Below are 19835 nucleotides of genomic sequence, written 5' to 3'. Positions count from 1 at the left end.
GCGCAACCGCGCCGCTGCCCGATCTCAGCCCGCGGGCGCGGGCGCGTCGACCAGGTCGAGCACCGATCCGTCACGCTTGAGCGTCGCGAGCACGACGTTCGACTGGATCGACATCACGCCGGGCGCGCGATGCAATTCGTTGATGACGAATGCAGAGTAATGTTCGAGGTCCCGCGTGCGCACGGTCAGCACGTAGTTCGACGCGCCGGTCACGACCTGGGCCGACACCACCTCGGGCCAGTTCATGATCGCCTCGCTGAAGCGATCGTGCCAACCCGGATCGTCCTGTCGCATCGACACATGCACGTGCGCCTCGAATGCGACGCCGACGCGCTTGGCGGCGATCGCGCAGCGATAGCCGTCGATGATTCCCGCCTCCTCGAGCAGCTTCACGCGCCGCAGGCAGGCGGACGGTGAAAGCGCCACGGCGCTCGCGAGATCCTGGTTGCTGATGCGTCCATCGCGTTCGAGCTGACGCAGGATGCGCATGTCGGTGCGATCGGGGTTCATGTCGCGGATTCCGTTGGTCTCGTTTTGTTGTGGCGCAGATTCTACTGACGAACCCTGCCGCTGTCCGTGAATTCGAACGTTCATTTTATTTTTCCGCCGCTGCCGTGCGGGACGGGGCGCTCGGCATCGCGATGGCTGTGTCGATTTCGGCGCGTGGGACACATGGCCGAAGATCTTCAGTGTGCACGACGCGTTCTTAATCAGTTCGCCGCCGCTGTTAAGCATGTGCGGGTTCCCGTGGCAGGTCCGCCCTCGGCGCAGTACCGATGCGTACCGTGACCCGCACCGAATCGTCCAGGTGGAGATTCCGCATGATGCGGAGATTCGGCTTGCCGTTTCTCGTTGCATTGTCGATCACCCCTGTGCACGGGTATCGCCGCCGGTCCGTTCGATCTGCGCTGGGCGCCGCGTGGCGCGCGAACGAGTGAACGGGTGAACGGCCGCGTTGTAGGACAATGAACGCGCCCGCCTCTCCGGACGCCTCTCGATGACCCGCCCCCGCAACTACCTGAACCTCACGCAACTGCAGGCCTTCGTCGCCGCCGCGCATCACAAGAGCCTGCGCGCCGCCGCGCGCGAACTCGGCGTCACGCAGCCGGCGATCACGCACACGATCCGCGAACTCGAACATGCGCTCAACGCGGAACTGCTCGCGCGCAGCGTGCGCGGCGTCGAGCTGACCGCCTGCGGCCATGCGCTGCTGCCGCGCGCCGAGCAACTGCTCGGCGACATGCGCCGCACGGTGGAAGCGGTGGAACAGGTGAAGGGCGAGATGTCGGGCCGGGTCGCAGTGGGCACGATGCCGTCGATCGCCTTGACCGCGCTGCCGCGCGCGGTCGTGAAATTCCGCGCGGCGATGCCGAACGTGAGCCTGTCGATGGAGGAGGTGACGGTGCCCGACGCGCTCGCGCGGCTGCGCAACGGCACGCTCGACATCGCGGCCATGCACCACATCCCCGCGCTCGATCGCGACTTCACCCAGGTCCCGCTGTTCTCGACCGAGTTCGTCGTCGTGATGCGCGAGGGTCACCCGCTCGCGCACGCGCACCGGCTGTCCGAACTGCTCGACGCCGAATGGATCCTCACGGTGGGCGCGGACCAGTTCCCGCACAGCGTGATGATGACGATGTTCAATGCGCACGGGCTGCCGCTGCCGAAGCGGATGCTGCGCGCGCCGTCGTCGTTCGCGGTCACGCTCGGCCTCGTCGCGCACTCGGACGTGATCGGTTGCTTCACGAAGCCGCTCGCCGAGGTGGTCGCGCCGCTCGGCATCCGCGCGGCGCCGCTCGACGATGCGCTGCCGAGCTACGACCTGTCGATCCTCGCGCGCCGCGATTTGCTGCCGACGCCAGCCGTCACGCAGTTCACCGCGTGCCTGCGGCAGGCGGTGAGCGAAACGCTGGGGTGATGAGGCGGGGGCTTGCGCGGGATCAAGGTTCGCGGCGATGGCGTTGCCGGAGCCGCCGCGAAATCCAGCCGGCCAATATGACGAACGGCGTCCAGATCAGGTAGCCGACGACGGCAAGCGCGTCGACCGCCTGCTCCTGGTTTCTTGCGCCGTAGAGGCCGTGGATGAGGTTCGCGCATTCATCGCTGATCGATGGGAAGGGGATGATTCTCCCCAACCATGGATTGACGAGGATGGATGAGATCGACAGGGCCGCCAAAAGCAAACCCGCGAACTTGACAGCCTTTTTCATCGCACCTTCAATATTCCCTCAGCCGATACCGATGAAGCCGAAAATCGCTCCGCTCGACACAATTGCATAATGTCCAGTCATCGATCTTCCCGTCATCCACGAATAACACAACCGAACTTGTCTCTCGTTTGACGATATCCGTGATCGGTCCGCCCCTTCATCCCGACGGTCTATCGGCAATGAAATACCGTGCTTTCGGCATCGATCCGCAACCATTCATACATTGATACGCCCGCTCATTCTTATCCCGCCCTCTCCCGGGAAATGTCTTGAATGTCCTGGACCCATACCTGATTGATAAATATTCCTGGCCATTCAAAACAAATGCCAAGTCCATCGCCTCTCCCCAAGAATTCCCAAACTATCTCCCCCTTGAAATGAAAACCATGAGTCCGATCTGAAACCGGCAAACCGCCCCTTACACAAACGCGCACGCGCAGCCCCCGCCCGGCAGCGCTTCCCCGTCCCCACCGCCATCAGGTCTTCCACTAAGCCGCTGTGCACAATTTTGTCTTGATAATGTTCGCGGAACGTTCGTCCGCACCCGGACGGGCGCCCTGCCCGCCCGGCCAGCAGCCGCGCCGGAGCGCAGCGTTCGCGGAATCCCGCGCGCAAACCACGAACTACACGAGGAGTCACAGTGAAAAAAATCGTAGCGGCTTGGACGGTCGCCATGCTTGCCGTCTCGGCGGGCGGCGCCTATGCGAAGGACTGGACGACGGTCCGTTTCGGCGTCGACGCGAGCTACCCGCCTTTCGAATCGAAAGCCGCGGACGGCAAGCTGGTCGGCTTCGATATCGATCTCGGCAATGAGATCTGCAAGCGCATCGCCGCCAAATGCGTGTGGATCGAGAACGACTTCGACGGCATGATCCCCGCGCTGAAGGCGCGCAAGTTCGACGGCGTGCTGTCGTCGATGTCGATGACCCCGCAACGCGCGGAGCAGATCGCATTCTCCTCGAAGCTGTTCAACACGCCGACCCGCCTCGTCGAGAAGAAGGGCCTCAACCTGATGCCGACCGCCGAATCGCTGAAGGGCAAGACGGTGGGCGTCGAGCAGGGCACGATCCAGGAAACCTACGCAAAGACCTACTGGGCGCCGAAGGGCGTGAAGGTCCAGCCGTACCAGAATCAGGACCAGGTGTACGCCGACCTGATCGCCGGCCGCCTCGACGCCACGCTGCAGGACGCCGTGCAGGCCGACATCGGCTTCCTGAAGACGCCGCGCGGCGCGGGCTACGCGTTCGCCGGCCCGGACCTCGACGATCCGAAGACGCTCGGCGAAGGCGCGGGCGTGGGCCTGCGCAAGGAAGACACCGACCTGAAGGCGAAGATGGACAAGGCAATCGCCGACATGCGCAAGGACGGCACCTACGACAAGATCGCGAAGAAGTACTTCGCCTTCGACGTCTACGGCAAGTAAAGCCCGTCGACGCCGCGCCCGGCGCACCCGCGCCGGGCGCCTCGAACAGCCCGCCCGGCCCGCGCCGCGCGGGCTGTTTTCATGTCGTGCTCAGGCATCGCCCGCGCCCCGGTACTGCGCGGCGCCGATGAAGCGCGAGAAGCGCTCGCACCAGATCACCACCGTCGTATAGGCGCCGGCATCGACGTCGGACGGAAGCGGCGTGCGCGACGCGCCGAAGGTGCGCAAGGCGCCCACCTGCCGCGCGCGCGCCTTCAGCGCGAGAAACGCCGGCCCCGAATCGACGAACTCGGGCACGAGGTAGACCCGGTAGTCCGGCCCGGGCGCGACGCGCCCGTCGAACACCAGCGCGTCATCCGTGACCGCGAGCGCGCCGTCCGCCCAATGCAGCGCATCGCTGCCCGGAAGATCCCGCACGAAATGTCCGCGATAGCGCGCCTCCTGAGCCGCCGCGCGCGCGTCGGCCGCGCTGAGGCCCGGGCCGGCCGTCAGGATCGGCAGGGTGTAGACGCCCGCGCCAAAGCCGACGGCCAGCATCGCCAGGTGGGTGCAGATCAGGATCAAGGGGCGCTTCATCGTCTCGATACTCCATCGCGCGCGCCGACGGGGTGCCGGCGCGATCATCTCGGCGCGCCGCGACAGCGACGCCTCTCCCATGGTCGGCCGACCCGCCCGAATCTGACAAAAAACCGTCACAACCTCTCCGCTTTCCCGCCAAACCCTTGATTCAAATGAGAAATCTCAAGCGTTCGCCGCGCGCTTGGTCGGTGTGCGACGGGCAACGTACAATCGTCCTTCCACTGACATCGTTCGAACGATCGCAGCCGCTGCGCCGCTCATACCAAACATGCAAACGCAGACCCATCCGCTGATCTCCCCCTCGCTCGGCACCGAGCGCCACCTCACGAGCTTCCACTACGGCCCGCGCAGCGGGAAAAAGGTGTACATCCAGTCGTCGCTGCACGCCGACGAACTGCCCGGCATGCTGGTCGCCACGCTCCTGCGCCGCAAGCTCGCCACGCTCGAAGCCGCCGGCCGGCTGCGCGACGAGATCGTCGTGGTGCCCGTGCCGAATCCGATCGGCCTGTCGCAACACGTGTTCGGCGACCACCTGGGCCGCTTCGAGCTGGGCTCGATGCAGAACTTCAACCGCAATTTCCACGATCTCGCCGCGCTGGTGGCGCCGCGCATCGAGTCCCGGCTGACCGGCGACGCGACGAAGAACCTCGCGGCGGTGCGCGCGGCGATGCGCGAAGCGCTCGACGAGCAGAAGCCGCGCACCGAGCTGGAGTCACAGCGCCTCGCGCTGCAAAAACTCTCCTACGACGCCGATATCGTGCTCGACCTGCATTGCGACAGCGATGCGGTGATGCACCTCTACACGAATCCGGAACTGTGGGAAGAGGTCGAGCCGCTCGCGCGCTACCTCGACGCACAGGCCTCGCTGCTCGCGCTCAATTCGGTCGGCAATCCGTTCGACGAGATCCACAGCTTCTGCTGGTCGGACCTGCGCGGCCGCTTCGGCGACCGCTTCCCGATCCCGAACGGCTCGATCTCGGTGACGGTCGAGCTGCGCAGCGAGCGCGACGTCTCCTACGAGCTGGCCGAACGCGACGCTCAGGCGCTGCTCGACTACCTGACCCTGCGCGACGCGATCGACGGCACGCCCGCGCCGCTGCCGCCGCTCGCCTACCCGGCCACGCCGCTCGCCGGCACCGATCCGCTCGTCGCCCCGGTGTCGGGGATCATCGTGTTTCGCACGGCGGTCGGCGTGTGGATCGAAGCGGGGCAGGCGGTCGCGGACATCGTCGACCCGCTCACCGACCGCGTGATCACGCTGAAAAGCAGCGTGTCGGGCGTGCTGTATGCGCGTCAGATCGCGCGGTTCGCGACGGCCGGCATGGAAGTCGCGCGCATCGCCGGCGCGACGCCGATCCGCACGGGCTCGCTGCTGTCCGCCTGAGCACCACGTCAAAACGCGATCGCCCGCGCCAGGCGGACGATCGCGGACAAGCTGCAACCGGCAGGATCACGGCCGGATTTCACGCACGGGCAGCGGGCAGCCCGCGCGACCGGCTCAGAACGCGGGAATGATCGCGCCGTTGTACTTCGCGTCGATGAAGCGGCGGACATCCTCCGATTCATACGCGGCCACCAGCTTTTTCACCCACGGCTTGTCCTTGTCCTGCGCGCGCACCGCGATCAGGTTCGCGTACGGGCCCTTCAGGTCCTCGACCGCGATCGCGTCGCGCACCGGCGTCAGCCCGGCTTTCACCGCGTAATCGGTATTGATCGATGCGGCGTCGAGATCCGGCAGCGCGCGCGGCAGTTGCGCCGCATCCAACTCGACGAGCTTGATCTTTTTCGGGTTCTCGGCGACATCGAGCGGCGTCGCATTGACGCCGTTGACGCCCGCGCCCGGCTTCAGCTTGATCACGCCGTACTTCTGCAGCAGCAGCAGCGCGCGGTTGCCGTTCGACGGATCGTTCTGGATGCCCACCTTCGCGCCCACGGGCAGATCCTTCAAGCCCTTGATTTTCCTGGAATAAAAACCCATCGGCATGACGTAGGTCAGGCCGGCGTTGATGATCTTGTAGCCGCGCTGCTTGATCTGGCTGTCGAGGAACGGCTGGTGCTGGAAGCCGTTCGCATCGAGATCGCCCGCGTCGAGCGCGGCGTTCGGCTGCACGTAGTCGTTGAACTCGATCACCTTGAGCGTGAGCCCGTCGCGCGCGGCGACCTTGGTCACCTCGGTCCAGATCTCCGCGTCCGGCCCGCTCATCGTGCCGACCTTGAGCACCTGGCCGCCCGCGTGCGCGAGCGTCGCCGACAGCGCCAGCGCCGCCCCTATCGCCACCAGGCGAGAAATAGAAGCAAAACCTTGCATAGTTGGGTCCCCTTATCCCGTTTGTATCGTGCGCGCATCGTGGCACGCAAGCAGATAGGGTCAAACCAAATATTTCTGCTACGCTTATTCCGCCTCGGCCGGGATCGTCCTGCGAAATCGATATAACTGCCGGTCACACAAGCGACGATCATGAGCTGTGGCGCGGGCGCGACACTCCATTAATATGACAAGATCTGTCACATTCATTACGCGCCTGACCATTACAGTGCGGTCCGTTCCTTCCAGGCGCCACGAGAGCGCAGTGGAACCGCATTTATCTTTCATTCGCTCGGAGATTCCTTTGAACAAGAAACTGTTGACCACCGCTGTCCTCGCCGCGACCGCGACCGCCGCCCACGCGCAGAGCAGCGTGACCCTGTACGGCGTGATCGATGCCGGCGTCAGCTATGTCAACCACGTGAAGGTGGGGAACGGCAGCGGCAAGCTGTTCAAGTACGACGACGGCGTCGCCCAAGGCAGCCGTTGGGGCCTGCGCGGCACCGAAGACCTCGGTGGCGGCCTGAAGGCGATCTTCGTGCTCGAAAACGGCTTCAACAGCGGCAACGGCACGGCTGGCCAGGGCGGCGCGATGTTCGGCCGTCAGGCATACGTCGGCCTGTCGCACAACCAGTACGGCACGGTCACGTTCGGCCGCCAGTACTCGTTCTCGACCGACATCCTCGGCTCGAACTACTCGACGGGCGGCAACACGGTCGCGGGCAACTACGCGTACCACGTCAACGATATCGACCAGCTGACGTCGAGCCGCATCAACAACGCGGTCAAGTACCAGAGCGCGAACTACGGCGGCCTGACGTTCGGCGCGTTGTACGGCTTCTCGAACACGACCTCGTTCGCCGGCTCGCCGACGGGCTCGTCGACGGCTTCGTCGCGCGCATACAGCTTCGGCGCGAACTACGCGAACGGCCCGTTCTCGATCGGCGCGGCGTACACGGACATCCGTTACCCGTCGGCTGCGTCGCCGTCGTTCTCGACGAACATCGCGGCAGTCGCGATCTCGAACGTGCAGGACCTGAAGACGTACGGCGTCGGCGGCCGCTACGTGTGGGGCCCGGCAACGGTCTGGGCGCTGTGGACGCGCACGCAGTTCACGACGATCGGCACGTCGGCAGGCGCGTCGTACAACGCGTATGAAGCAGGCGGCAAGTACGCGTTCACGCCGGCACTGTCGGCTGCGCTGGGCTACACGTACACGAGCGCGCAAAACAACGGCAACTCGTACCACTGGAACCAGGCCAACGCCGCGCTCGACTACGCGCTCAGCAAGCGCACCGACGTCTACGGCCTCGTGATCTACCAGAAGGCATCGGGCAACACGCAAGCGCAGATCGGTTCGAGCGCATCGAGCTTCTTCACGCCGTCGGGCACGGGCACGACGAACCAGATCGCTGCCCGCGTCGGTATCCGCCACAAGTTCTAAAGCGTTCGCTTAACTCGCGGCACACTACGGCAGAAACGCCCCGCAATCTTGCGGGGCGTTTTTTTATTCCTTTTAAGTTTCGCTTAATTCTGGGCTGCGAGGATGTCTTCACCCCCCCTGTTGGCCGCCTGAGTACCGGCGGCATTTTTTTATCCAGATGAAGGCGGCCCCGCCGCCCAACGCAAGACAGGACCGGAGGCGACGATGATCGAAGATACCGTTTATTGCCACCTGCACACGATTCTCACGCGCCAGCACGCGTTACCGGTTCAAAGCTGCCGCGTCTCGGTCGAGATGCAACGCCCGTGGGGGCGTCCGTACCGGCTCGTCGAATGGACGATGCACCTCGACGCGCCCGCGCGCCGGCAGGTCGTACCCGCCGAATCCACCGAGGAAGAGATTGCCGAGGTGGTCGCCGCGCACGTGCCGGGCCGGCTGTACGGCGAGGGCGCCGTGCGCTTCTAGCGAGCGGCGGCGCGTTCGTGCGGCATCGCGCCTCGTGTGGCGCGGCGATGAAGTCTGTTACCCTGCGCGTTTTCCGCACGGTCTGACATGATGGAAAACGCTTTCAACGAACGCGGCGTGATGGTCACGCGCAATGGTCTTTCCGCCGCCGGCCAACTGTTCGCGCTGCGCGACATCCGCGGCGTCGAAGTGCTTACCGTGAACAAGAACCGGGTCGTGCCGATCTCGATCTCGCTGCTCGGCGCGCTGGCCGCGATCGTGGGCGGTGTGTACGGCTCGAACGTCGCGCTCGTCGCCGGCGTGATGCTCGTCGTGGTCGGCTATCTGGCATGGACCACGCAGGACGTCACGCACCGGCTGATGGTCGACATGACGGACGGCAAGCGCGAGGCGCTGTCGAGCGTCGATCTCGACTTCGTCGAGCGGGTCGCCGAGGTCGTGCGCGCGGCGCGCGCCGCGAACGCGGCCTGAACGCGCGCTGAACCACCTACCCGCTGCTCCCATGTCCGGCTTCGCGATACGCGCGGCGACCGACGCCGACCTCGATGCGTGGCTCGCCTTGCGCCGCGCCTTGTGGCCGCACGCGGACACCGCCGCGCATCGACGCGAGATCGCGCAGCAACTCGCCGATCCCGCGCGCCACGCGGGCTTCATCGCCACGGCGCCCGACGGCGCGCCGCTCGGCTTCGCCGAAGTCGCATTGCGGCACGATCACGTGAACGGCTGCGACACCTCGCCGGTGCTGTTTCTCGAAGGCATCCACGTGACGCCCGCCGCGCGCCGGCAGGGCGTGGCGCGCGCACTGTGCGCGGCCGCCGCCGCGTGGGGCCGGCAGTGCGGCTGCGAGGAGTTCGCGTCCGACGCCGCCGTCGACAATCCGGCCGCGCATGCACTGCATCGCGCGCTCGGGTTCGATGAAAGCGAGCGGGTGGTGTTTTTTCGGAAACGGTTGAGCGGTTGAGCGGTTGAGCGGTTGAGCGGTTGAGCGGTTGAGCGGTTGAGCGGTTGAGCGGTTGAGCGGTTGAGCGGTTGAGCGGTTGAGCCGGGCGCCGCCCGGCACGACCTCACCGCAAGCGCGCGCCGATCGACCCGGCCATGCTGCACAAGATCAGGCAGCACGAGGTCGCCCCCGCATCCAGCGTGCCCACCGATCGCTCGCCGAGACGCGCCGCCCGCCCGATCTTCGCCTGCAACCAGCGCGTCGACGCCTTCCCGCGCTCGGCCGCCGCGCTCATGGCCGCCAGCGCGTGCCGGAAATCCTCGCCGCTGTGCACCGCCTGATGAAAGGCGGCGTCCGCCGGCACAAGCGTATCGATCAGCGTCTTGTCGCCCACCTCGGCATCGCTGAGCGACCGCACCCCGCTCAGCCCCGCCGACAGCGCCGCGCCGAACAACGGCGCATCGAGCGTGTCCCGCCCCTTCAGCTCCGCCGCGAACGCCATGAAGAAGCTGCCGTAGAGCGGCCCCATCGAACCGCCAATTCCGTCCAGCAACGCTTCGGACAGCAAACCGAGCGCATCGGGCAGGCTCGTGACGCCCAGCGCATCGAGATGCGCCCCGCACTGGCTGAAGCCCTTGTGCATGTTCACGCCGTGGTCGCCGTCGCCGATCGCCGCGTCGATCTCGGACAGCTGATCGCGGTGCTGACGAATCACGTCCACCAGTTCACGAACGACGTAGCCGGCATCGCCGAGCGGCAGGGTCTGCGCAGTCATGTCGATTCTCCCTGGACCAGGCCGATGCTCGCGCACGGCGCGGCGAACAAGTCCCTCAGTTCCTGGTCGAGCCGCGTGACCGTCAAGGTCACGCCCATCATTTCAAGCGACGTGAACAGATTGCCCACCCGCCGGAAACCGATCCGGATGCCGGCGGCCGCCAGTTGCTCCGCGACCTCCGCATACAGGATGTACTGTTCCATCAGCGGCGTCGCGCCGAGCCCGGACACCAGCACCGCGACCTCCTCGCCGCGTTCGAGCGGAAAATCCGGCAGCACGATGTCCAGCATCAAGGCGGCCATGTCCCTGGCCGGCACGGTGCGCGCCACGCGCACGCCGTGCTCGCCGTGATGGCCGATGCCCAGCTCCATCTCGCCGTCCGCGATATGGAAGTTCGCCTTGCCGTTCGCCGGTATCGTGCACGCGGACAGCCCGATGCCGACCGAGCGGGTCTGATCGATCGCCTTGCGCGCGCTCGCGATCACGGCGTCGAGATCGCCGCCCGCCGCGGCCCGCGCGCCGCCCGCCTTCCACATCAGGATCTCGCCCGCCACGCCGCGGCGCTTGTCTCGCTCGGTCTTCGGCGCGGATGCGACGTCGTCGTTGGCGACCACGGTCCGCACTTCGATGCCCTGCTCGGCCGCCATCTTCATCGCGAGCTTCACGTTCATGTTGTCGCCCGCGTAATTGCCGTACAGGCACGCGACGCCCGAGCCGCCATTCGCGCGCTTGAACGCATCGAAGAAGCTTTTCGCGGTGGGCGAGGAAAACACCTCGCCCACCGCGGCCGCATCGACGAGGCCCGGCCCGACATAGCCGAGGAACGCCGGCTCATGCCCCGATCCGCCGCCCGTGACGACGCCGACCTTGTTCGCGATCGGCCGGGCGACGCCAATCACGCGCGGATTGCGCGGATCGAGCGACAACGCCGGATGCGCGGCGATCACCCCACGCAGCATGTCCTCGACGACGTAGTCGGGATCATTGATGACACGATTCATGTTTCACCCTCTTGGATCCAGGACAACCTTCAGCGATTGCTCGCCGCGTTCCATCACGGCGAACGCGTCGGCGAAGCGTGACAGCGGAAACGTATGCGTGACGATCCCGCGCATGTCGATCTTGCGCGACGCGATGAAATCGATCGCGCGCGGATACATGTAGGGGCCGAGATGGGAACCGAGCACGTCCAGCTCCTTGCGGTCGCCGATGATCGACCAATCGACGGTCGCGTCGTCGTTGAATACGCTGAATTCGACGAAACGACCGAGCTTGCGCAGCATCGACAGGCCCTGGTTGACCGCGCGATGATGGCCGGTGGCCTCGATATAGATATCGCAGCCGTAGCCGTCGGTGAGCGCGTGGATCCTGTCGATCACGTTCTCCTCGGCCGGATTCCACACCTCGTCCGCCCCCATGCGCCGGGCGAGCGCCGCGCGCTCCGGCTTCATGTCGAGCACGATCAGGCGTTTCGGATTCCGCATCCGCACCGCGCCGACGATGCCGAGCCCCAGCGTTCCCGCGCCGGCGACCACCACCACGTCGTCGAACCCGACGTTCGCGCGATCGGCCGCGTGCAGCGAGCACGCCAGGGGCTCGATCAGGATCGCCTCATCGGGCGGGATCGAATCGGGCACGCCGTGCACGATCGCTTCGCGGGTGAAGATCATGTATTCGGCCATCGCGCCGTGCACGTTCTTCTGAAAGCCGTACAGATCGTGTTTCTGGCACATCCAGTATTGGCCGTGGTTGCAGAAGCGGCAGCCCCAGCACGGCACGATCTGCTCGGAAATCACCCGCTCGCCGACCCGCACGCCGCGTCGCGCGGCATTCGCCCCGAGCGCGACGACGCGGCACACGAATTCGTGCCCCGGAATCATGGGCGGCTTCACGTAGCGCGGCTGCACCGCATTGCCCCAGAACGACGGCGCGCCGCGATAGGTCTTGATATCGCCCATGCAGATGCCGACGCGCTCGACCCGCGTCAGGATCTCGTCCGGCCCCGGACGCGGCACCGGCACCTGTTCGAGCCGGTAGTCCTCGGGCCCGTGGCACACGACCGCGCGCATCGTCTCGGGCAAGGGGCCCGGTTCGTGCGTCGCGTCAATGGTTTGGGGCGGCACGGCCGCCTCGGCTGTCGACGTCATGAAACGCCTCCTGGGTGATGCTGTTTCGCACTCGATATGCGCGGCGCGGCGCCGCGCGCGTTCAACGCACCGTGTAACCCCCGTCGATCACGACGTTCTCACCGGTGATCATGGCGGCGGCGCCGCTCAGCAGATAGAGCACCAGCGCGGCGATCTCGTCGGGCTGCGCGAACCGCCCGGCCGGAATCTCGCGCCGCGCGCGTTCGCCCGCCTCGCCCGCCCACGCCTGCTTCCCCAACTCGGTCTCCACGATGGTCGGCGACACCGCGTTGACCGCGATCCCGTGCGGCGCCCATTCGAGCGCGAGCACCTTCGTCATGCCGACGACCGCGGCCTTGCTCGCGCAATACGCGGCGTGCCGTTCCAGCCCGACCACGCTCGCCTGCGAGGCGAGATTGACGATCCGCCCGCCCCGCCCCTGCGCGATCATCGCGCGCGCCGCCGCCTGCGCCACGAAGAACGACGCCTTCAGGTTGATCGCCATCGTCGCGTCCCATGCGGCCTCGTCCACGTCGAGCGCTTTGTCGAGCAGGGCCACGCCGGCGCTGTTGACCACCAGGTCGAGCGCGCCGAAATGCGCCGTCACGCGTTCGACGCCCTCGCGCGCGGCCGCGCCGTCGCCGAGGTCGAGCACGAAGCCCCGATGCCGGCCGGCCCCGCCCGGCAGCGCGGCCGCGATCCGTTCGGTGTCCGGATGACGATCGCCGAGCGCCACCCGCGCGCCGCGCGCGGCCAGCAAGGCCGCGCACGCATGACCGATCCCCGCCGCGCCGCCCGTGACGAACGCGACGCGCCCGTCGAAGTCGAACGCCTTGTCCCAGAAGTGGCTCATCGCGTTCCCGTTCATCCGCCCGTGACCTGTTTGTACAGCGCATCCGCGTTGTCCGGCGTCACCGGCACCCACGGCAGGATGTAGCGCTTCGCGGTGCCGCCGTCCCACTTCAAATCCTTCGCATAGCGCTGCCAGATCACCGACTGCGGCTTGTAGTCCGCGCCGACGAGTTGCCGCAGCACGAGATCGAGCGCGCCCTGGGACTGCGCCTGCGCATCCTGCAGGAAGGTGGTGAGTTCCCCGCGCTTCGCGGCCTGGATCGCATCGGGCATCCCGTCGATCGACGTGATCGGAATATCGCGGGCCGTGAGCCCGCGGTTCTTGATCGCCTGCAGCGCGCCGAGCGCCATGTCGTCGTTCTGCGCGATCACGCCGCCGATGCCCTTCGGATGCGCGTTCAGCCAGTCCTCCATCAGGTTCATCGCCTCCGCGCGCGACCAGTTCGCGGTTTTCTTCTCGATCACCTTGATGCCCGGATATCGGGCGAGCACCTCCATCTCGCCCTGCTCGCGATCGATCTGCGCGGATTGGCCGATCGGCCCCTGGATGATCACGACATTGCCCTTGCCGCCGAGCCGCTTCGCGAGCGCCTCCGCCTGCAAGCGCCCGCCCTGCACGTCGTCGTTGCCGATGTACGGCACCTTCGGCGTCGCGAGCATCGTGTTCGACGCCACGAGCGGCGTGTCGGACGCGGCCGCGCGCGCCGACACGCCGATGCCCGCCTTCGTATCGATCGGCACGAACAGGATGCCGTTGTACTGCTGGGTCAGCATCGTCTCGATCTGGTTGTTCTGGGTCAGCGCGTCGTAATTGCCGTCGAACACCGTGAGACGCACCATGCCGCTTTTCACGGCCGGGTGCGCCTTGATCTCGCGTACCCAGTTCTGCATGAATTGCCCTTTCATCCCGTACACCGCCGCCCCCACGCGATACGGCGCACCCGCCGCCTGCGCCACGCCGTGCGTCACCGCGATGGCCAGCGTCGCGCCGAGCGCCGCCGCGACGGCGCGCCCGAGCCAAGTCCTGCGTGTCTTCATGTCGTCTCCTCCGGATGGGAATGCGCTGGATCAGCGCTGCTGCTTGCGGGCGACGTCGATCAGGACGGCCAGCACGATGATGAGTCCCTTGGCGATCTGCTGGTAATACGAGGACACGCCGAGCAGATTCAAGCCGTTGTTGATCACGCCGATCAGCAGCGCGCCGAACAGCGTGCCGATCACGCCGCCCTGCCCGCCCGACAGGCTGGTGCCGCCGATCACCACCGCCGCGATCGCGTCCAGTTCATAGGACACGCCGGCCTGCGGCAGCGCGGATGTCGTGCGCGCGGCGAGGATCATCCCGGCGAGCCCCGCGAGCGCGCCGGACACCACGTAGACCGAGAACACCACCTTGCGCACGCCGATCCCCGACGTGCGCGCGCTCTTCTCGTTGCCGCCGACCGCATACAGATAGCGCCCGTAGGTCGTATAGCGCAGCACCCACCAGCAGGCGAGCGCGACCGCCGCGAAGATCAGCACCGGCATGCCGAGCGGCCCGAGCCGCGCGACGCCGAGCGCGAGATAGCCGTCGGGCAGGTTCGCCACCGGGCTGCCGTCGTTGACGATGTAGGTGACACCGCGCGCGACGCTCAGCATCCCGAGTGTCGCGACGAACGGCGGCACGTTGAAACGCGCGATCGTCGCGCCGTTCAACGCGCCGAGCAACGCGCCGCACCCGACGCCCGCCGCGAGCGCAGCCGCCAGCCCGTAACCCGCCGCCGCGACCAGCCCGCTCACGATGCCCGCGAGCGCGAGCACCGAGCCCACCGACAGGTCGATGCCCTTGGTCAGGATCACGCAGGTCATGCCGACCGCGAGAATGCCGTTGATCGAGGTTTGCCGCAGGATGTCGCTCCAGTTCCGCCAGGTCAGGAAATACGGGCTCGCGAACGCCAGCACGATGCACAGCGCGACGAAGATCAGTGGAATGCCGAAGCGGCTCGCGCACTCGGCAAGGTTCACGCGGGACGGCACGGGCTCGGGGCGGGACAGGATCTGGCTGGGCATGTCGACTCTCAGGAGGCAAGGTGGAGCAGGGATTCCTGGGTGGCGTGCGCGCCGTCGCAGATCGCCGCGACGCGCCCACCCTTGAACACCGCGATGCGGTCGCCGAGCTGCAACAACTCGGGGGCTTCCGACGACACGACGATCACGGCGCCGCCGTCGCGCGCAAACGCATCGAGCAGGCGGTAGATCTCCTGCTTCGCGCCTTCGTCGATGCCGCGTGTCGGTTCGTCGCACAGCAGCAGCGTCGGCTGCGTCGACAGGCACTTGGCGAGCACCACCTTCTGCTGGTTGCCGCCGCTCATCATGGCGACCGGCATCCGCAGCGACGCGGCCTTGATCCGCAGTTGCCCGACCATCCGCTGCGCCAGCCGCCGCACGCGCGCGCCGCGCACGACGCCGCACCAGGCAAGCCGCGGATAGGCCGCGAGCGCGATGTTGTCCTGCACGCTGCCGCTCAGCACGAGCCCCGAGTGCTTGCGATCCTCGGTGACGAGCGAGACGCCGGCCGCGATCGCGCGCGCCGGGTTGCCCTGCGGCAAGGGCCGGCCGTTCAATTCGAGCGTGCCCGCGTCCGGGCGCGTGAGCCCGTAGAGGCAATTGAGGAATTCGCTGCGGCCGGAGCCCATCAGGCCGTAGATGCCGAGGATCTCGCCGCGCCGTACGTCGAGCGTCACGTCCTGAAACTCGCCCGCGCGCGACAGGTTGCGCGTCGCGAGACTGGGCGCGCCTTGTGCCGCGCGCCGCGTGGGGGCCGCCGCGGGCGGCGCGCGGCCGATGATCGCGCGCACCAGGCGCAGGCGATCGATGTCCGCCATCCGGCCGCTCTCGACATACGCGCCGTCACGAAACACCGTGTAGTCGTCGGCGATCTCGAACAGTTCGCTCAACCGATGCGATACGTAGATGATGCCCGCGCCCTGCGCGGTCACGCCGCGGATCGCGGCGAACAAGGTCTCGGCCTCGCGCTCGCCGATCGCGGACGTCGGCTCGTCCATGATCATCACCCGGCAGTCGTGGCTGAACGCCTTCGCGATCTCGACGAGCTGGGTCTGCGCGAGGCTCAGCCGGTTCATCGGCGCGCCCGCGTCGATCGCGAAGCCGAGCCGGTCGAGCAGCGCCTGCGCGCGCCGCTTGAGGCTCCGGTAGTCGACGATCACGCCGCACCGCACCGGCTCGCGCCCAAGGAACAGGTTTTCCGCGACGCTCATCCCCGGCACCGGCGACAGTTCCTGCGTGATGATCGCCATTCGGTGCGCGAGCGCCTCCGCCGGCGAGGCGAAATCCACCTCGCGGCCGTCGACGCGGATCGAGCCCGCGTCGCGGCGCAGCAGGCCCATCAGGATGTTCAGGAAGGTCGACTTGCCGGTGCCGTTGCCGCCGCACAGCGCATGCACGCGGCCGGCCGCAAGCGTCAGGCGGCCGTCGCGCAACGCGCTCACGCCATTGAACCGCTTCGCCACCTGGCTTGCCTCGAGCAGAACGGATGTCACGATCACTCCTCGAACGATCGAATGAACTTTTGATCAATATCGATAATTCGATACATCGTGAGGTCATGGTAGCGATCGTAATTTTGCGGTGTCAATTACTGGTAAACACTAGGAATCATCTGTAGATGCAGCGAAAACGCTTACCCATCAATGCGTTGGGTTGATTTGATGCTGCACCGAGCAAAAAATCACCTCTCAGCAAATGCTCGATATTATTGTTATAATTGCTCGCATCTGAACATTCGCGCATTCGATGCGCCTGCCCGGAGGCCCCCATGAAAGTGGCGATCGGCTGCGACGAAGCGGCCTACACGCTGAAAGAATCGCTCAAGGCCCACCTGCGCGCGCGGCACCCCGAGGTCGAACTGGTCGATTTCGGCACCCACAGCGCGGACGAATCGGTGCTGTATCCCGACATCGCGATCGAGGTCGCGCAGCGGGTCGCCGCCGGCGAGTTCGCGCGGGCCATCCTGCTGTGCGGCACCGGGATCGGCGTCGCGATCTCGGCGAACAAGGTGCCGGGCATCCGCGCGGCGCAGTGCCACGACACCTACTCGGCCGAACGCGCGCGGCGCAGCAACGACGCGCAGATCATCACGATGGGCGCGCGGGTGATCGGCGTCGAGCTGGCGAACAGCATCGTCGACGCCTGGCTTAAGGCAGAATTCGACGGCGGACGCTCCGGGCCGAAGGTAGAGCGCATCGCCGAATACGAACGCCGGGCCGGCGTCCCCCACGCCGGCCCGAACGACGCGCCGCGCAGCTCGTGACACGGCCGCGCGGCGCGCGCCAATCGACTACGACATGACAAACGAAGAACTCACGCAGCTCGCGACCTGCTATTACGTCGACGGGCTGACGCAGGAAGAACTCGCGCACAAGTTCGCGATCTCGCGCCCGAAAGTCGGCCGGATGCTGAAGCGCGCCGTCGAGGAGGGCATCGTCGAGATCCGCGTGCGGCACCACTCGCGCGCCGTTCAGGATCTGGAACAGGCGCTGATCGCGCATTTCGGCATCCAGCGCGCCATCATCTCCGTCGACCATCACAACCAGGACAGCCAGCGCGAACTGCTCGCGGGCCTCGTCGCGAGCTATCTCGACCGGGTGCTGGCCGACGGCTCGATCGTCGCGGTCGGCATGGGCCGCAACGTGAGCGCGGTATCCCGGCACGCCGTGTCGACCACGCAGCGACGCTGCTCGTTCGTCTCCGCGATCGGCGGCTCGTATCGCGGCGGCGAAACCATGAACGCCGACCACATCTGCCGGCAGCTCGCCGCGCGCTTCGGCGGCGAGAGCGAGACGCTCTACGCGCCCGCGCTCGTCAACGACCCGCAGCTGTTCAAGGCGCTGCTCGACAACGATGTCGTGCGCCAGTCGCTCGACAAGGCGCGGCGCGCATCGTTCGCGCTGGTGGGGATCGGCGACATCCTCGAGGACAGCAACATGGTCAGGATGGGCTGGTTCACGCCCGAGGAAATGGCCGAGGCGAAGCGCGCGGGCGCCGTCGGCGACATCATGGGCTACGACTTCATCAACCTGCACGGCGAGCCGACCACCACGATGCTGCGCGGGCGCGTGATCGGCCTCACGCTCGACGACCTGAAGCGGATCCCGAACGTGATCGCGACCGCGAGCGAGCCGACCAAGGCGACCGGCATCCTGGGCGCGCTGCGCTCGGGCGTGATCAATACGCTCGCGACGACGCAGTCGATCGCGCAGACCGTGCTGAGTCTGGCCGAAGCGACCGAACGGGGCGCGCGGCGCTAGGTGGCCCGGGCGCGCCCCGACCCGATGCCTCGGCAGCTTCGCTTCGCAGCGCCTACGATGGAAACAGCAAGCGCGAGCCCGACCCGGGCCCGCCTTGTTCCACCGATTGGAGGTCCGCATGAACACCACCGCGTTGTCGGGCGCGCTGCGCGCCCAGGAAATGCTGGTCGCGTCGATGGTCCGGGCAATGCCGGACGACCTGCGCCGCGCGCTCGTCGAAGGATTCCGGCAGCAGATCGGCTTCGCGGAGGACACGTCCCACGCGTCGCCCGCCGACAAGGAACTGCACGACGCGATGATCACCCACGCCAGGAAATTGCTGATCCGGATCGAATCGCTCGGATGAGGAAGCCGCCTGCGCGGCAGGCGCAGCCGCGCCTCGCCGTCCGCTCGGCCGCGCGGCAGGCCGGCCACGTCCACACGGTGAAACGCGCATGAAACTCAACCCCCAACTCACCCCCGCGATCCTCGTCTCGACCGCCGTCTACCTCGGTCTCGCGATCGTCGCCCGGGGCGGCGGCCGCGCCTTCTTCGCCGAACCCGCGCTCACGACCGTCGCGCTCGCCACCGTGGCGCTGGCCATCGTCTCGTTGTTCTCGCAGGCCAACCTGAACCCCGGCGAACGCGAAGCGCGCACGAACCGCTGGGTGCTGCCCGTATTCGGCGCGCTCGGGCTGCTGTCCTGCGTCGTGCCCGCCTATTCCGACCGCGTGAACGTGTGGACCCTCGAAGGCGGCGCGGTGCGCTGGATCGGCGTCGCGCTCTTCGTCGTCGGCGGCGCGCTCCGCCTCGCGCCGGTGTTCCTGCTCGGCAAGCGCTTCAGCGGCCTCGTCGCGATCCAGCCCGGACATACCCTCGTCACCGGCGGGCTCTATCGCGTCATCCGCAATCCCAGCTATCTCGGCCTGCTGATCAACGGGCTGGGCTGGTCGCTGGCGTTCCGCTCGCTGGCCGGCATCGTGCTGACCGCGCTGCTGCTCCCTCCCCTCGTCGCGCGCATGCATGCCGAGGAAAAGCTGCTGCACGACCAGTTCGGCGACGAATACGACGCGTACCGCGCGCGAACCTGGCGCTTGATCCCCGGCGTCTACTGACCCAGCCAACCCTGCATCGGCGCAGGTGAAGCCCGCGCCGATCGTCTTTTCACCGAGCGACCGGGCCCGGCCTTTCGTCCTGCAAGCTTGATCATGCCCCTTCATTCCTCTGACGCCTGTGGAATAGACCGTTAGTTGCGATCATTCAAACGCCACCTCTTCCATCATCAATTCACGCCATCGGCTCGCATCTTGCAATTCTGACAAATATTGAATTGATAATCATTCTCAATTACACTTTCTCCCTGCCGCGATTTTTCTTTCGTTTCTTTCGATATCGCGCGTTCTATTTCGTTTTTTTCGACACGTCGCCCTGACC

At 66.7% G+C, this 19835-nt stretch carries 22 protein-coding genes; 11 read left to right on the top strand and 11 right to left on the bottom strand.

Annotated elements, in window-relative coordinates:
- Positions 1–24: 24 nt before the first annotated feature.
- Positions 25–510 carry an Lrp/AsnC family transcriptional regulator gene (locus tag Bsp3421_RS05930; RefSeq protein WP_273997407.1) on the bottom strand — a complete coding sequence of 162 codons (486 nt, stop codon included), beginning with the start codon at positions 508–510 and terminating at the stop codon, positions 25–27.
- A 487-nt stretch (positions 511–997) separates the two neighbouring features.
- On the opposite strand from Bsp3421_RS05930, the gene Bsp3421_RS05925 reads away from it, so the two are divergent.
- Positions 998–1918: a LysR family transcriptional regulator gene (locus tag Bsp3421_RS05925; RefSeq protein WP_273997406.1), complete on the top strand. Its 921-nt coding sequence runs from the start codon at positions 998–1000 to the stop codon at positions 1916–1918.
- 22 nt (positions 1919–1940) lie between these two features.
- Here Bsp3421_RS05925 and Bsp3421_RS05920 read toward each other — a convergent pair whose 3' ends face one another.
- On the bottom strand, positions 1941–2210 hold the full coding sequence (locus Bsp3421_RS05920; RefSeq protein WP_273997405.1) for a hypothetical protein: 270 nt from the start codon (positions 2208–2210) through the stop codon (positions 1941–1943).
- A 640-nt stretch (positions 2211–2850) separates the two neighbouring features.
- On the opposite strand from Bsp3421_RS05920, the gene Bsp3421_RS05915 reads away from it, so the two are divergent.
- Positions 2851–3633 carry an ABC transporter substrate-binding protein gene (locus Bsp3421_RS05915; protein ID WP_273997404.1) on the top strand — a complete coding sequence of 261 codons (783 nt, stop codon included), beginning with the start codon at positions 2851–2853 and terminating at the stop codon, positions 3631–3633.
- A 90-nt stretch (positions 3634–3723) separates the two neighbouring features.
- On the opposite strand, the gene Bsp3421_RS05910 is transcribed toward Bsp3421_RS05915, so the two are convergent.
- The gene (locus tag Bsp3421_RS05910; RefSeq protein WP_273997403.1) at positions 3724–4209 is read right to left on the bottom strand and encodes a DM13 domain-containing protein; all 486 of its coding nucleotides are present in this window, start codon (positions 4207–4209) and stop codon (positions 3724–3726) included.
- Positions 4210–4480: 271 nt separating this feature from the next.
- Between Bsp3421_RS05910 and Bsp3421_RS05905 the strand changes: the two genes are divergently transcribed.
- The gene (locus Bsp3421_RS05905) at positions 4481–5596 is read left to right on the top strand and encodes a succinylglutamate desuccinylase/aspartoacylase family protein (RefSeq protein WP_273997401.1); all 1116 of its coding nucleotides are present in this window, start codon (positions 4481–4483) and stop codon (positions 5594–5596) included.
- A 114-nt stretch (positions 5597–5710) separates the two neighbouring features.
- On the opposite strand, the gene Bsp3421_RS05900 is transcribed toward Bsp3421_RS05905, so the two are convergent.
- Positions 5711–6520: a MetQ/NlpA family ABC transporter substrate-binding protein gene (locus tag Bsp3421_RS05900; protein WP_273997399.1), complete on the bottom strand. Its 810-nt coding sequence runs from the start codon at positions 6518–6520 to the stop codon at positions 5711–5713.
- A 301-nt stretch (positions 6521–6821) separates the two neighbouring features.
- Between Bsp3421_RS05900 and Bsp3421_RS05895 the strand changes: the two genes are divergently transcribed.
- From Bsp3421_RS05895 to aac(6'), 4 genes are all read left to right on the top strand, one after another.
- Positions 6822–7961 carry a porin gene (locus Bsp3421_RS05895; RefSeq protein WP_273997397.1) on the top strand — a complete coding sequence of 380 codons (1140 nt, stop codon included), beginning with the start codon at positions 6822–6824 and terminating at the stop codon, positions 7959–7961.
- Between the two features lie 204 nt (positions 7962–8165).
- Positions 8166–8426, top strand: a complete 261-nt coding sequence (locus Bsp3421_RS05890; protein WP_252982881.1) for a DUF2866 domain-containing protein — start codon at positions 8166–8168, stop codon at positions 8424–8426.
- A gap of 90 nt (positions 8427–8516) precedes the next feature.
- The gene (locus tag Bsp3421_RS05885; RefSeq protein WP_252982880.1) at positions 8517–8897 is read left to right on the top strand and encodes a DUF6232 family protein; all 381 of its coding nucleotides are present in this window, start codon (positions 8517–8519) and stop codon (positions 8895–8897) included.
- Between the two features lie 31 nt (positions 8898–8928).
- The gene (aac(6'), locus tag Bsp3421_RS05880; protein ID WP_273997395.1) at positions 8929–9387 is read left to right on the top strand and encodes an aminoglycoside 6'-N-acetyltransferase; all 459 of its coding nucleotides are present in this window, start codon (positions 8929–8931) and stop codon (positions 9385–9387) included.
- A gap of 103 nt (positions 9388–9490) precedes the next feature.
- Here aac(6') and dhaL read toward each other — a convergent pair whose 3' ends face one another.
- The 7 genes from dhaL to Bsp3421_RS05845 form a co-directional block, all read right to left on the bottom strand.
- On the bottom strand, positions 9491–10141 hold the full coding sequence (gene dhaL / locus Bsp3421_RS05875) for a dihydroxyacetone kinase subunit DhaL (RefSeq protein WP_273997393.1): 651 nt from the start codon (positions 10139–10141) through the stop codon (positions 9491–9493).
- Positions 10138–11142, bottom strand: coding sequence for a dihydroxyacetone kinase subunit DhaK (locus Bsp3421_RS05870; RefSeq protein ID WP_273997392.1), 1005 nt, complete (start codon positions 11140–11142; stop codon positions 10138–10140). Before Bsp3421_RS05870 ends, dhaL begins: the two co-directional genes overlap by 4 nt.
- 3 nt (positions 11143–11145) lie before the next feature.
- Positions 11146–12288, bottom strand: a complete 1143-nt coding sequence (locus tag Bsp3421_RS05865) for an MDR/zinc-dependent alcohol dehydrogenase-like family protein (protein ID WP_273997390.1) — start codon at positions 12286–12288, stop codon at positions 11146–11148.
- Between the two features lie 61 nt (positions 12289–12349).
- Entirely contained in the window at positions 12350–13120 is a 771-nt protein-coding gene (locus tag Bsp3421_RS05860; RefSeq protein WP_273997389.1) for a GolD/DthD family dehydrogenase, read from the bottom strand.
- 11 nt (positions 13121–13131) lie between these two features.
- A complete protein-coding gene (locus tag Bsp3421_RS05855) occupies positions 13132–14157 on the bottom strand; it encodes a substrate-binding domain-containing protein (RefSeq protein ID WP_273997388.1) in 1026 nt (341 codons plus the stop codon).
- 30 nt (positions 14158–14187) lie between these two features.
- Positions 14188–15165, bottom strand: coding sequence for an ABC transporter permease (locus Bsp3421_RS05850; protein ID WP_273997387.1), 978 nt, complete (start codon positions 15163–15165; stop codon positions 14188–14190).
- Between the two features lie 8 nt (positions 15166–15173).
- On the bottom strand, positions 15174–16655 hold the full coding sequence (locus tag Bsp3421_RS05845) for a sugar ABC transporter ATP-binding protein (protein WP_273997385.1): 1482 nt from the start codon (positions 16653–16655) through the stop codon (positions 15174–15176).
- 275 nt (positions 16656–16930) lie between these two features.
- Here Bsp3421_RS05845 and rpiB point away from each other — a divergent pair, with 275 nt between their 5' ends.
- The 4 genes from rpiB (at position 16931) to Bsp3421_RS05825 (ending at position 19516) form a co-directional block, all read left to right on the top strand.
- Complete coding sequence (gene rpiB / locus Bsp3421_RS05840) at positions 16931–17425, top strand: ribose 5-phosphate isomerase B (protein WP_273997384.1); 495 nt, start codon at positions 16931–16933, stop codon at positions 17423–17425.
- Positions 17426–17459: 34 nt separating this feature from the next.
- Positions 17460–18422, top strand: a complete 963-nt coding sequence (locus Bsp3421_RS05835; RefSeq protein ID WP_273997383.1) for a sugar-binding transcriptional regulator — start codon at positions 17460–17462, stop codon at positions 18420–18422.
- Between the two features lie 118 nt (positions 18423–18540).
- Positions 18541–18768, top strand: coding sequence for a hypothetical protein (locus tag Bsp3421_RS05830; protein ID WP_273997382.1), 228 nt, complete (start codon positions 18541–18543; stop codon positions 18766–18768).
- An 88-nt stretch (positions 18769–18856) separates the two neighbouring features.
- Positions 18857–19516 carry a methyltransferase family protein gene (locus Bsp3421_RS05825; protein WP_273997381.1) on the top strand — a complete coding sequence of 220 codons (660 nt, stop codon included), beginning with the start codon at positions 18857–18859 and terminating at the stop codon, positions 19514–19516.
- The last annotated feature ends 319 nt before the right edge of the window (positions 19517–19835 follow it).

This window comes from Burkholderia sp. FERM BP-3421 (genome assembly GCF_028657905.1).
Taxonomy (GTDB): domain Bacteria; phylum Pseudomonadota; class Gammaproteobacteria; order Burkholderiales; family Burkholderiaceae; genus Burkholderia.
This window is presented reverse-complemented; position numbering and strand designations above follow the sequence as displayed.